We start from the raw sequence: 15,196 nt of genomic DNA, 5'->3' as shown, positions 1-15,196 counted from the left end.
TTCGCTGATCAACAACACCACCACGGCGCAGCTCGGCAGCGGCGGCACGCAAACCGTGACCGGGGCGGTTTCGGTTTCGGCGATGCAGCATTCGACCACCACCACCGAGGCTTCGGGCAAGGCCGCCGGTTCGACCGCGGCAATCGGCGCGGCGCTGGCACTGGCGCTCATCGACGACCGCGCCACCGCCACCACCGCCCGCAACCTGAGCGCCGGTGGCGCGGTCAGCTTTGCGGCAAGCGGAGTTTCCTCATCCACGCTTTCGGCAATCGCGAGTGCGGCGGGCGCCAAGGACGCGGAAGATGCCGATGCAGCGCCCGACAGCGACGGCGAGAGCGTCGATAAATCCGCGACCAATGAATTCAACGCGGGTGCCGGCAAGCAGCAGGCATCGGGGGTCGGCAGCGCCGAGCAGCAAAGCTCCACCTCCACCGCCGCGGCGGATGAGGATGGCCGCTCGGCAGAATCTTCGGAAGGCAAGGTCTCGGTTGCGGCGGCGGTGGCAATCAACGTGCAGACTTCGCAGGTGCTGGCGCTGGTTCCCGACGGGGTGAGCATTTCCGCAGGCGGCGCGATCACCGTGGAATCCGGGGCGACGACCAGCGGTTCGGCAACCTCGGACGGCCAGGCCGTCAAGGGCGAGGATGGCGGCACTTCGCAGGTCGGCATCGGCGTTGCGGTATCGGTCAACGTGGTGAAGGAAACCAACAGCGCCTATCTCGGGGCGGCGATCCATTCCGGTGCGGGCGTGAACGTGCGCGCCCTGCAGGCCGTGGGCGCGCCGACGGATACCTTTCTTGCTTCCGCCACCTCGGGCGCAGGCGGGTCGAAGGTTGGCATCGCGGGTTCGGTTGCCCTCAACATCCTCACGCTCGACACCACCGCGCGGGTCGCGGGCGGAGCCAGCATCAGCGCCGGTGGCGGCGCATCCACGATCGACGCGGCGAATGATGTTGACGCGACCGCCAAGGCGGCACCTTCGGATGAAGGCGTCACCGGTGGCCAGGTCGGCGTTGGCGCATCCTTCGCGATGAACCTTGTCAACATGACGACCACCGCCGAATTGCAGGATGGCGCGACACTGGCGGCGGGAAGCGGCCTTTCGGTCGAGGCGACATCGGGCCTTGTGACCCTGACCGAAGCCTCGGCGGGGGCGGCGGGCGGTATTGCTGTGGATGCTTCGGTGGCGCTTGCGCTCTTGAACCAGACCACGACTGCCCGCATCGGCACCGGCAATGCGTTGAGCATGGGGGCCGGGGCGATACGCGTCATTGCCACCAACACCGGCAGCAACACCGCGACATCGACCGGTGAAAACAAATCCGACAAGGTCGGGGTTGGCGCATCTGCGGCGGTCATCCTTGGCAATGGCGCAACAGGCGGCGCGCTGAAAAACACCTCGCTGACAACCGCGACGCTGGCGCGCTCGATCACTGCCGGGTCACTGACGATCACGGCTTCGGCTGACCGCACCTATGATGCCAACGCCACCGCGACCGCGGGCGGCGGCGATTTCAGCGAGTCGGACGAGAAGAAGAATGAAAAGACCGGTGGCACCTCGACCACCGCGGATTCGCTCGACAAGACCAAGGACAGCCAGCGCGACCAGAACGGCGACAGCAACGGTGCCTCGGTCACCATCGCCGCCGCGGCAGGGATTGCGGCGGCGCAGGATGTGGTCACGGCGAAACTGGAAGGTGTCACGGTCAACGTGACCGGGGCAATCAGCATCGGCGCTGAAAATACCGTCGGCATGACCGCCTCGGGCATCGGTGCCGCCATGGATCCGGGCAGCAAGGTGGGTATCGGCGTTGGCGTAGGCCTTGCCATTCTCAACAACACCACCACCGCGACCATCGCCAACAATGCCAGTATCGTGCATGCGAACGGCATCACCATTGCCGCGACATCGCGCGAAAACGCCGATGGTCCCTATGTCTCGAAACTCAGCGCGCTCGGCATCGCCGGGGCGTCGGGCAAGCAGGTCGCGGTTGCGGGCGCGCTTGCGGTCGCCATTTCGACCGGCAAGACCGAGGCGACGATCGGCAGCACGGTCAACGTGACCGATGGCGGGGCGATGTCGCTTGCAGTGGACAACGAAAGCCACCTGTCGGCCAAGGCGCTTGCGGGATCGGTTTCCACCAGCGGCATCGCGGTGGGTGGCTCGATTGCCGTGGTCGTGTCGGACAAGGAATACGAGGCGAGCGTTGGCGCGAACAGCACGCTCACCGGGTCGGCGCTTTCGGTCACGGCGATCAATCGCAGGATCGATGCGGGGCCGGATTTCAGCTTCGGCAGCCTTGATGATCTTGATGCTTTCGCAAGCAGCCTGACTGACCTCGCGACAGGGAAACTGCTCGGAAATTCAAACTATTACGTTGAAGCGATTGGCGGGGCTGGCGGCTCTGGCGTGGCTGTTCAGGGCTCATTCGGGGTCATGGTGTTCTCCGACAAGCTCACAGCAGAGGTTGGTTCGAACGCCACGGTGAACGTCGGCAGCGGCGATGTCACCCTGTCGTCGGAAGGCGATTTCGTCGCCAAGGCGCTTTCGGGCGCGCTTTCGGCCAGCACCTCAAGTGCAGCGGTCGGGATTTCGGCCACGGTCATTGTCAGTTCGGGCGAGACGGTCGCCAAACTGGGTGAAAACGCCCGCATCACCTCGGCGGGGTCGTTTGCCAACATCGCTTCTGCCAAGCAGGATATCCGCACCTATGCCGCTTCTGCCTCGGCCGCATCCTCGGCGGGGGTTTCGGGTGTGGCTGGTGTCATCACTTCGGAAAACAAGGTCGAGGCGCTCATGGCGCGCGGTGCCCGGGTGACGATTTCGGGCAGCGGCGCGGTTTCTTTGGCTGCCACCAATGATTTCGACATTTTCGGCCTTGCGGCGGGCATCGGCGTGGGCGGAACCGCCGGCGTCGGCGCGGCGGCAACGGTGGTTGTGGTCAACAACACCACGCGCGCGGCGCTTGGTGACGGGACTTCGGCGGCGGACCGGGCCGAGATCAACGCCAGCGGGGCAATCTCGATTACCGCCGATGCGACGGAAGAGGGTGACCTGTTCAGCGTTGCGGGTGCCGCTGGCGGCACTGCGGGCGTCGGCGCGGGGGCGGGCATCTATGTGCTTGGCACCACGACCGAGGCGCTGATTGGCGATTTTGCCAAGGTTGGCAATGCGTTCAACGCGGGCTCGCTGACGCTTGGCGCATCGGACACATCGCGGCTTTTCGCGGTGGCAGGGGCCGCCGGGGCCGGTGGCACGGCGGGTGCCGGTGCGGGCGTCGCGGTGGACGTTCTGAACAAGACGACCACGGCGGAAATCGGCGCTTCGACGCTGGTCGAAACCGGGAATGTCATCGTTGACGCGCAAAGCGCCGAGTCGCTGTTCAACATCACCGCCGGGGTAGGTGTCGGTGGCACGGCGGGCCTTGCCGGGGCTGTCACGGTTCTTGCGGTCAGTCCGGTCACCACGGCGCGGATCGGTGCCTCATCGCGGGTGTTCGCCAATGGCAACGTCGCGGTCATGGCCGACGGCAAGACCGAGATCGACATTCTGGATGGTGCCTTCGCGGCCGGAACGGCAGGTGTCGGGGCCTCGATCGGGGTCACCGTGATCAACGCCACCACGCTGGCAACCATCGATGCCAACGCGCAGGTTACCGCACTCGGCAACGGTGCGGCGCAGAGCTATATCACCGGCTATGCCTCTGGTTTCACCAGCTACGGTAGCGACGAGGGCTTTTCGGCGGCCGATTTCAAGGCGGATTCCACCGCCGAATTGACCGATGCAGATGCGGCTTCGGCGCGCAGCGCCGGGCTTAACTTGCTGACGCAAAAGCGGTCTTCGGCACCGACGACGGCAACCGCGCGTGGCGTGATCGTCAATGCCTCCGACAAGGCCTCGGTGCGCGCGCTTTCGGTTGCGGGGGCGGTGGGCACGGTTGGGGTGGCAATTTCGGCGGGTGTGCCGGTCATCACCACGAATACCAAGGCAGAGATCGGTGCCGGGGCAGAGATCAACCGGATCGCCGGGGCGGCGAATACGGCGCAGAATGTGACCGTTCTGGCGGCAAGCGATGTCTATGCGCTCGGCTTCTCGGGTGCCGTCGCGGGCGGCGCGGTCGGGGTTGGCGCAGGTGCAACCGTAATGGTGATCGACACCACGACCGAGGCGAAGGTCGGCGCTGGCGACATGACGGCCGCAGGCGACGTGGCTGTGGTGGCGAAGGCGACGCAAGATATCGTCGGCATCGGCGCGGCGGGTTCGGCGGGCACTGTTGGCGTTTCGGGCGGGATCTCGGTCATCGACCTGACGACCCGGACCAAGGCCAGTCTTGCAGGCGAGGTGACCGCACAGGGCAATGTCGATGTCATCGCCGATGACAAGACCCGCACCGGCGTTCTCGCCGGGGCACTTGCGGTTGGTTATGTGGGTGTCGGGGCCGCGATCAGCGTGGTGAACCTCAACAAGGAAATCGACGCCTCGATCGCTTCGGGTTCGACCGTCTCGGCGCTCGGCCTGCGCGGTAATCACACGATCTTCACCGGCAATTCGTTCGGCGACCAGCGCAGCACCGCGCGCGGCGTCAATGTGCAGTCCAATTCGCTGCAATCGGGCTTTACCCTCGGCGTGGCCGGGACCGCGGGCGGCGTCGGCGTTTCGGGGGTCATCACCCTTTACCTCATGGATGTGAAAAACACCGCCTCGATCGGCAACAACGCCTCGATCAACACCGCGGGCGGCAATGCGACCGGCAACGGGGCGCAAGATGTCGCGGTCACGGCGCGCGATGAAACGGTGACCTCGGTCGCTGCGGGCGGCATTGCCGTGGGCCTGTTCGGCGGTATCGCCGGGGTGGTGGATGTCGGGGTGTTCAAGAACACCGCCGCAGCCTCGATCGGCGACAACGTGACGTTGAATGCCAAGCGCGATGTGCTGGTGTCGGGCCTCTCGAACAAGGCGGGCGAGGCCTATGTGATCGGCGCGGGCGGCGGCATCGTCGGGCTCGCGGCGGGGATCGCCATCTACAATTACGGCGACGGCGTTGCCCCCGGAGGCGAGGCCGACAAGAACATCGGCGAAGCAAGCGATGATGGGTCGCTGAGCTTTGCCAGCATCACCGGCGATGCCCAAACAGAGGCGAGCAGCGGCGTTGCAAACGACCAGCTTCAGGCTTCCGACGACCAGCGCGTGAAGGACGTGAGTCAAACCGCGCAGGACCGGCGCAATCAGGTGAACATTGCGGCTGCGGCATCGACCCTGGCGATTCCGGCCGGCACCTCTGCCAGCATCGGCAGCGGCACGATCAACGCGGGTGGCACGGTCGGGGTCAACAGCTCGGACGCGCTCAAGGTCAGCATCGTGACCGGCGCGGTTGCGGTTGGCGGCTTGGCGGGCGGGGCGGGCATCGGCGTGCTCAGCGTCGATACCGGCAGCACGGCGCAAATCGACGGCACCGGATCGCTGACAGCCGGTGCGGTCAACGTGCATGCGGATACCAACCACACGCTTGTCGGCACCCATTTTGCGGGTTCGGGCGGGCTTCTGGCGGCGATCAGCGCCGATGTCGGCATTGTCTCCGACAATTCGCGCACCACAGCAGCGATCCGGCGCAAGGCTGTCAGCACCAATGGTGCGGTCGCGGTCAACGCTTCGTCGGCACGAAGTGCTTCGGTCGAGGCAATCGGGGTTTCGGTGGCGGGCACGCTTGCGGTCGGGGCTTCGGTCGGTCAGGCCAGCATCGGCGGCACGGTTGATGCTTCAATCTCGACCTCGGCGACAATTGGCAGCTTCGGGTCGCGGGCAGCTTCGGTATCGGTAACGGCATCGGCAAACGACTCTGCCACGACAACATCCTATGCGGTTGGCGGCGGCCTTGGCGCGGCCATACAAGGGGCCGGTTCCTTCGCCAGCGTACGGCCAACGGTGAATGCATCGGTCAATTCGGCACAGATATTTGCCTCCGGTCTGGTTACGGTGAATGCCTCGGCGACCGGGTCGGCAGATACCTTCGCCAAGGGAATTGCAGTTGCGGGCGGCCTTGCCGCAGGTGCCTCGCTGGCTGAATCCGAAGTTTCGGCACATGTTTCGACCACCGTCGCCAACGGCGCGTCGATCGACGCGGGCAGCATTGCGATTGGCAGCACGGCCGCATCGGGCTTGGTCAAATCCTACTCGGAAGGTTCGGCAGGTGCGCTCATCGGGCTGAATGCCACGGTATCGAAATCGAAGAACCTGACCACCGCGAACACTGCTGTTTCCGGTTCCGCGCTTGTCTCGACCGGGATGACCACGGTTTCGGCATCGAACACCACCGGCCAGATTGCCGACAGCAGCGGCCTGGCGGTGGGCTTCGTTGCCGCCGGTTTCAACATTTCCGAGGCCAAATCCACCACCACAACCACCGCCACGCTGACCAACCTCACCACGCTTTCAGCGGGAACGCTGAAGATTGAGGCGATTGGCAACGATACCAACAAAGCGGTCGTCGTAGCAGGCAGCGGCGGTCTGGTTGCAGGCTCGGCCGCGACCGCCACGACCTCGACCACCAGCACCACGCGGGCGGCGGCTGATACCACCGGTGCCGCCGCCTACGGCATCAATGTTGCCGGAAACGCGACCATTGCGGCGCAGCACACCACGAACTTCTCGGGGTCGGTCGACAGCACGCAGGCCTCGCTTGTGGGTGCCAGTGGCGCGACCCTTGGCCATAACGTCAGCTCCTCGGTCGATGCGGCCATTGGCGACCGGGTGCAGCTTACGGCGCAGAATCTCACGCTCACGTCGCGCAACATCACGCTCAACCCGTTCCTTGCGGGTGGCGCGAACAACGTCCGCTCGATCTCCGGGGGCCTCGCCAACATTCCGGCGGGCGGTGCGGTGGTGGCGATCCTGCACAACACCACGGCCACGGTCGGTGCCAATGCCGCGGTGCGGTTGACGCAGCCCGCGTCCGGCCCGTCGCTGTTCAAGCAGGAGGCATATAACAACATCACCTCCAAGCAGATTGTAAACCTTGATTCAGGTGGCGCGGTGGCGCTTGCCGATGCGGTGATCGATGCCTTCATCACCGCCAATGCCACGGCTTCGGTCGGCGGTGCCGGCAAGGTCGAGGTCGATTACGGCGATATCCAGATTGCGGCCTGGGGCGAAGGCGATTTCGACATGCGCGCCGTTGCCACCACCTATGGCCTGGCCGGCGCGCCGACGGGCGATTCGAATATCACCTATACCGGTGCCAATACGGTTCTCATCGGTGCCAATGCGCTGGTGCAGGCGACCGATGGCGACAACCCGACCAATGGCGATGTGCCGCGCTATGCGACCGTGACCATCGGGGCGGGGACCGGGCCGCTTGGTCAGACCGCGAACCTGAAGTTCAACGCCACCCTCGACACCTTCAACAAGACCGCGATCCCGATTCCGAATGCACCCGATCCGACGGTGATCGTGGTGAACTCGGGCCTGGTGTCGATCGGAACAACGGCCTCGACGAACATGAACCTCGATCCGCAGGGTGTTCGCGCGGCGGGCGATATCCGCATCAACGTCAGCAAGGGCAATATCGACGCAAGCGCGGTCGGCGTTTCCAAGGATCTCTACCGCGAAGCGCTCGGGGCGGTTGCCTCGGCTGTATCGAACGCCTTTGGCGGCGGTGACGTGACCTTTGAAACCCGCGGCGGTTCGACCAGCACCAACGGCGGCATTTCGCGCGTGGACGTTCACGGGCGGGTTGAAACCAGCATCCAGCGCTACAAGACGCTGACCATCGACGAGACCTGTGAACCAACGCTGCTGTCGTGCATCGGCAACGAGGCGACCGGCAATATCGACTTCACGGTTTCCGGCCCGAACCCGGTTGGAACCGAGATTCTGGCGCGCGTCGCCGAGCTGGCGCAGCTGATCCTCGATTATGCCACCGATCCGATCGCCAAGGCGGCATATCTCAACGAAATCAACTTCCTGCACAACAAGCTGGTCGGGCTTGGCCTCGGCTCGTTCGATGCGGGCGGCAACTTTGTGCCCGGCAGTTTTGCCGGACCCTCGCCCAAAGCCGCGCTGGAGGCGCAGGCGGCGGCGAATGCGGCGGACATCTCGACCGTCAAGGTCAAGCTCGACATCGCCGCGCCGACAAACATCGTCTCGGGGCTGACCGAGCTGACCGAAGGGGTCAAGGAACTTTACGATGACGGCACCTTCGGCATGATCGTCTCGGTCAACAACACCATCACCGTCATTCAGACGATGAGCACCTATTCCGCCGCGACCCATGGTGCCACGGTCACCAGCCTGCAAACGCTGCGCAACGAGGGCCTTGCCGCCGCCAACGCAGCCAAGGTGGCCGAGGCGGACACGATTGCCCGGCGCGATGTGAACATCACCAAGGCGGCCGAGATAGCGGCGGCGCAGACGGCGCTTTCAAGCGCGCTGGTGGCGAACAATGCGGGTGCGGCGAGCACCCAGCAGGCCATCATCGCCGCCGCGCAAACCGTGATCGCCAACAACCTCACGGCAATCGCCGCCAATACCGCGACGATTTCGACCCAGACCACAATCGCGCGCACCCGCGCGGCAAGCCTGAACAGCGGGCTGACGACGCTACTCAACAGCCTTCCGGCAAATCCGGTCACCGGCACCCAGGCCGAGCAGGACGCCGCAACCGCGCTCAACAACGCCGATACAGCCAAGCGCAACCTGCTTTTGGCACCGGGCACCGGGCCGCTTTTTACCGGTGCCGGTTCGCTGACCCGCGTCGGGCTGACCAGCACCGCCGTGGCCGATACCGTGACCAACCTCGGTCTGGTCCTGACCTCGATCAACTCGGCTGTCGCATCGCTGAACGCCAATACCGGCGGAACCCCGGGAACGGTGGGCGGAACCAATTCGCTAACCCAGTTCGTCGGGCTGATCACCTCGCTGACCACCAGCTTTGCCACCACGACGCAGGCTGCGGCTGCCGCATCAAGTTCGTCCGGCACGCCGCTGGCCTATACGATCGAGGTTGCCGATACCGCGGCGCGGCTGGGCAATATCTTTGTGTCCGGCGACCAGTTGCGCACCTTCGGCTCGGGCCAGTTGCTTGCCCCCGGTGACGCCAAGATACTGATCACCAACAACACCCATCACACGCTCAAGCTCGGCAATCTCATCGTGCCGACCTATGATGCGGGCAATCTGCGGTTCAACGGGGTTCTGGTCTATGGCCCCAACGACATTACCGCGCTGAACACCGGCGGCCTGGTTTCGGGCTTCACCGTGCCCAATGTGGTCACCTCGCGCACCTCAAGCCGCGGCCTGATCGAGATCGTCTCGACCTATACACCCGAAGCCTTCCCGTTGGCCGAGCGCAAGATCGCGCCCGATATCATCCTTAAGCGCGGTTCGGTGATCGAAAACACCACCGGCGCGGTGCGGATCATCTCGGAAGCCGGGAATATCTACATTCAGGGCACGATCAACGCAGGCTCGGTCGAGATTCTCGCCAAGGATGGCGATTTCGTAGCGAGCTATGTGAACGGCTTCAACCACATCGGCGGCGATCCGGCGAGCTTCACCGTTCACACTTCCACCTCGGAAGCGGGACCGGGCATCACCGCCAATGGCGCAATCTCGATCTCGGCGCGCTATCTCAACATCAACTCGACAATCCAGTCGGGTATCGCCGAATGGAACCTTTCGCTCGGCGCAACGCCCACGCTTACCGCCAGCGCTTCGGCAATAGGCGTGAGCCAGGCGGCGCTTGATGCGGCCAATCTCATCAGCGCGGCAACCGTGCTCAACAGCGCAGGCCAGGCGATCGTCATCAACCGCACCCCGGCCGGGATCGACCCGGCAGAGCTGGCGGTGGTGGTCAACCAGTACACCGAGGAAGTGCTGGTCGATCCCAATGCCGACCCGGTGCGCACCATCGCGATCTTCGGCGTGGCCACCCAGGTCAATATAAAGGATTACCTTTCCGAGCAGATCAGTTTCAGCCTGCAGTTCACCAAGGCGCAGGCCGAGGCCTATGTGCTGGCAAACCCCGGCAGCGATGGCATCTTCTCGGTGGTGCGGGCTTCGGCGGCAGACAATATCGGCGCTTCCTATGACGCGAAGAACCAGCAGTATGTGGTGAACGGGGCTTCGGTGAAGGGCGGGTATATCCAGCTTTTCGGCCAGATCATGAACACCTCGTCGTCAACAGCCGTGGGCAAGCTTAATGTGCTTGATGGCTTCGGCACGATCAACATCACCAACACCTCAAGCATTCCGGTTGTGCTGCGCAATCTCAGCACCGGCGAAGATGCCACCGGCACCCTGCGCGGTGTGGCGGGGCGGATCGAAATCACCGATGTCATCGGACTGAAAACAGATGGTGCCTACAGCGCCAGCAACCCGCTTGTATCCGTGCGCAAAACCGTGTTCACCCGCGATTATGTGCCGGGCGACGCCAGCGGGACGGTGCAGATTGCCACCCAGACCGGCATCATCGACAATGCCACCGGCAACCTGATCCTTGGTGGCGCGATCAACACCGTCGGCGGCGATCGCGCGACAACCTACACGCCCGTCGCCAACCAGCGCTATGTCTGGACGACGGGCGAGGAATACAAGCGCACCTCGAACTACTCGCAGGTGTCCACCCAGCTTTTTGGCTCGGAAAGCCTGACCGTCGCCTCCATTACCAGCCTTACGCTGAGCGGTTCGCCACTATTGCTCAACACCTACCGGCTTGCAGATGGCACCTATGTCACGACGCAAAGCACGTTGACCGGCGGCGGCTTGCAGGTCGTCAATGGTGCCGCGTTCCAGAATCCGAACGCGACGACCACGACCAACGCGAGCCTCTCGGGAACCCAGCTTTCCACTGCAAACCAGAGCACCTTCACCAAGAACGACTTTGTCAAGACCGGCGAAAGCTCGCGGCGCTGCAACTGGTGGACGCTGTGCATCGCCTCGGAAAAGACCTATTATTACGAGCTTCGGCAGGAATACACGACAATCATCACCGAATCCCTGAAGGCCGACTATCCGATCGGGGTGAATTTCATCGGTTCCAACACCGGCGCGATCAACGTTTCCTCGACAAGTTCCGATGTGGTGCTGACCGCCGGCCTCAACGCGGTTGCGGGCACGGTGACGATCAACGCGGGCACGGTTTCGGGCAGCGGTGCCTCGATCATCCAGGGCGAGCTGGCAGGTGAGATCAGGGCGAAGACCATCAACCTGACCGCCGACCGCTTTGTTGGCGGCATCACCGACCCGCGCAATGTCGCGGCCCCGATAGATGCGTCGCTGACCGTCAACCTGACGGGTGCGGCAACCGGCACCGGCGCGCTTTCGGCGAACGCCAAGAATGGCAATGTGTCGATCATCTCGCGCACCAACCTGATCGTCGATCAGGTGACAGCGGCGGGCAGCGTGACCGCCGGGCTCGGCAAGGTCGATCTGTTCTCGTTCGGATCGATCGACGGCAAGGACCAGACGGCGCGCATTCAGGCCCCGCGCGTGACCCTGACCGCGCTCAGCGGTTCGGTGGGCAGCACCACCACGGGTGCGCTTTTGCGGGTGAACACCGGCTTTACCGCCGACCCGTCGCAGCGCAACTTCGGTGACCCGGCGCTTGATCCTTCGTTGCAGACCAACCCGCTCTTTGGCCTTTCGGTTACCGCGGCGGGCGACATCGGCATCCGTTCGGATGCCTGGTCGGGCAATGCCGATGGCACCATGCTGGTGGCCAGGGTCCAGACCACCGGCGGCGACGTGCGGCTGGCGGCGACCGGCCAGATCCTTGACAACAACCCGGTGCAGACGATCGATCAGCGCACCTATGACCAGCTTCTGGGCTTCTGGGAAAGCCTTGGCCTCTTGGCCGATGATCCGTCGCGCGGGGTTGATGGTTCGGTCAACGCCGCCAAGCAGGAAAACGCGATTGCAGCCTTTGAGGCTTCGACCACGCAGACCTACAACCAGTACTGGCGCATTCGCGGCGACGCCGCCTATAGCGACAGCGCCACGGTATCGGTGGACCCGGATTCCGCGCAGTTCCGCGCGCTTGATGCCCATTACCGGGCCGAGGCCATTGCCGCCGGTGAAGCGGACCCCGACACCTATGTGACCGACCAGATCGAAGCTTACGAATTGCAGCAAACCGCCGAATTCCACCGCCTGCATGGCGTTGTCGGCGACCTGACCGCAAGCTTCGAGGATGGCTATCACTACGCCGCCACCGATGCGCAAAAGACCGAGCTGACCCGCGGCTCGGTCTGGACCGAGCGCGAGCTGGCCTTCGCGATCGCGCCCGGTGCGCTCAAGACGGTGACCGGCACCAACCCGGTGCTGAAAGACCCCAACGTTGCGGGCCGCACCGTGACCATCGAGGCCGGGCTTGGCATCGGTGAAACCATCGGCGCGGGCACCGCAACCCCTGGTGTCTCGATCCGCTCCGACCTTGACCCGCGGTTCCTGACGCTTGATCAGAAAGTGGCGCTTGCCGCCGCCGAACGCAGCGATCTGAAGCTGACGCTTGGCCCGGTCAATCTGCCGGCAGGCGCTTCCGCCGAGCAGATCGCCGCCTACAACGCCGCCGTGGCGCTTGGGCTTGGCGTGCCGGGTGTGCTGACCGAGCTTCTGCTCGGGGTCGAGTTGGACACCCTTACGTCGGTGCAACTGGCAGCGCTGAACGCGGCCGCACTCGGCCTTGTGGCCCCTGAGCACACGCTGTTGACCGTGCTGAGCAAACGGCCGCTGAATTTCAACGCGGTTACCGCGCTGAATGTCACGGTGCCGAATGTGTCGGACGTGGCGAACGCCGATATCGGTGCGGTGTTCCTTGCTTCGCGCGGTGGCGCGACGCTGGGCACGATCAGCACCTATGGCGAAACCCGGATCAAGGTTTTCGGCGATATCATCAACGCGCCGACAAGCTTGGTGCAGACCGGCAACCTGATCCTTGAAGCCGCGCAGGGTGGCATCGGCTCCGAGACCACGCCGCTGACGCTTACCCCGCGTGCCGGGGCCACAACCACGGCGCGTGCGCAGAATGGCGTGAATGTTGCCTTTACCGACAGCGGCCGGATCGACACGGTGTTTTCGCCGCAAGATGTGAAGCTGGTGGCGCAGAACTCGCTGTTCAATGCCAACAATGATGAACTGATCAACGTCCTTGGTGCGCAGGTCACGCTGCAAGCGGTGACCGGTTCCATCGGCACGGTCGCGCGCAGCCTCAATGTCGGGGTCAGCGTTGGTGGCCACATCGTTGCGAGCGCGCTGAACGAGATCAACCTGTTTGGCCCGACCCGGACCTTGTTCATCATCGGTTCGGCGCTCGCAGGCGGCACCATCCGCCTTGCTGCGGCGGGCGAAAGCGTGATTGACGGGCTGGTCGAAACCACCGGAACGATCAACCTTGCCGCCGGTGCGCGCCAGCTTGTGACCGCGCTTGGCGGTATCCACTCGGTCGCCGGGCTGGTCGATATCAACTCCGGTTCGCTCAAGATGCTCGACGGGGCGCTACTGCGGGCCGATGCCGGGGAGGTGGTCATTGCCACCATCGGCGATGCGCTGGTGACCGGGATCACCTCGGGCAGCGCCGATGCCGAGGCGGTTTCGGTGACTGCGGGGGGCCGGATCTTTGCCGGAACCCTCGATCCGCGCACCGACATTACCGCCATGACCGCCGGGGCAGGGGTGGTGCTTAGCGCGGGACTCGGGATTGGCGACAAGGCCCAGGCCAATACCACAGCACTCGACAATACCGTAACCGACCCCGCAAACCCGTTGCGCATCCGCACCAATACGCTGGCAGCAGAGGCCAGCGATGGCGGTATCAACCTCGCTGCGCTTACCGATATGGTGCTGAGCAATCTGCAAGCCCCGAATGGCCCGATCAAGGTTGTGGGCGACGGCACGCTCGACATAACCTTGGCTGAGAGCGGTGGCAGCCAGTACTTCAAGGCAGAGGGTGATCTGAGCTTTGTCGATCTGCAAACCACCGGCATTCCGGAAGTTCCGGGGCCAGCCGATCCGGGCGACATCACGCTGTTGTCGGTGAACGGCGATGTTCTTGGCGGGTCGCTGAATGCCGCCGGTTCGGCTGTATTTAGCGGCGAAACTGTCACCTTCGACACCGCAACCACTGGCATTGACGCAACCATCACTTCGGGTCCGGGATCGGTTAACATCCTGACCAGCCTCAACGCCGGGCGCGATTCGCTGATTACCGGTCATGGCGTGTTCTTCGACACCATCATTGCCGGGCGCCACAGTTCCATCTATTCGACCGGCGACATCATCGGCGAGCTGGAGGAGGCTGGCGATACGCTGATCAATATCGCGGGCTTCGGGCCGGGCAACAGCGGCATCCTCGATGTCAAGGTCATGCGCGCCAAGAACATCGAGCTGCAGGCAACAAGCACGCTGGATGTTGGGGTGCTTGAGGTGGGCGAGAACCTGATCTTGCGCGCCGACATCATCCGGGCGCTCGATATCACCCAGGTGCCAAACGGTCCTGACCCGCTCAACGTCACCCTGACCGGGCCAGACGGCACGGTAGCGACCTTCGCCGAGGTCAATATCGATGCGCCTGCGGGTATCATCATGCCTGCGCTCTTCGTGTCCGAGACCCTGATGACGACGACGGCGCAATTTGTCAGCATTCTCAACGGGATCGTGCCGATACAAGGCACCTCGCCAATGGCGGGAACCTTGTTGCTGACAACACCTTCGCAAACGGTCTTTGTCGATGACCGTTCGCAAACACCCAAGGCGATCCCGCCAAGCAACACGCAGCTGTTCCTGAACGGCAACCCGTTCACGCTGTTGCTCGACGGCACAACGGTCGCCACGAACGCCTTCGTCGTGGTTTATGATGCGACAGTGCAGGTGACCGACCTTCTGGGCGTGCCGTTCCAGGGCATCAGCCTGGTCCGCGATACGATCCGGCAGATGCGCGATGCGGGCGACCCGATCGTGCTGCCCGGCGCATTCGGTTCGGTTCCGCTTGCGGAAGAAGACGAAGAAGACCTTGAATTGGCCGATCTCAATGGCACGGTGGTCGAAATTGACGGGATCGTGTACAGCGTCTTTGTGCGGGGAAATGGCCCGGCGGTTCTGTTGCGGCAGTAGGTGCCAAGTTGGAACGCAGGGCTGAAAAAAACGGGTGGGGCAGTGACATGGTGGGCAAGATGCTGAGGCCGGCGACGTGGCGGTTATCATGGG

At 64.0% G+C, this 15,196-nt stretch carries 1 protein-coding gene; it reads left to right on the top strand.

Annotated elements, in window-relative coordinates; all coding sequences use genetic code 11:
- Positions 1 to 82 precede the first annotated feature (82 nt).
- Positions 83 to 15,103, top strand: a complete 15,021-nt coding sequence (locus Q8J98_RS07460; RefSeq protein ID WP_305293805.1) for a hypothetical protein — start codon at positions 83 to 85, stop codon at positions 15,101 to 15,103.
- Positions 15,104 to 15,196 lie beyond the last annotated feature (93 nt).

Source organism: Phaeovulum sp. (assembly GCF_030684035.1).
Lineage (GTDB): Bacteria > Pseudomonadota > Alphaproteobacteria > Rhodobacterales > Rhodobacteraceae > UBA6213.
Note: the sequence above shows the minus strand (reverse complement) of the source record. Positions and strands in the feature narration are given on the sequence as shown.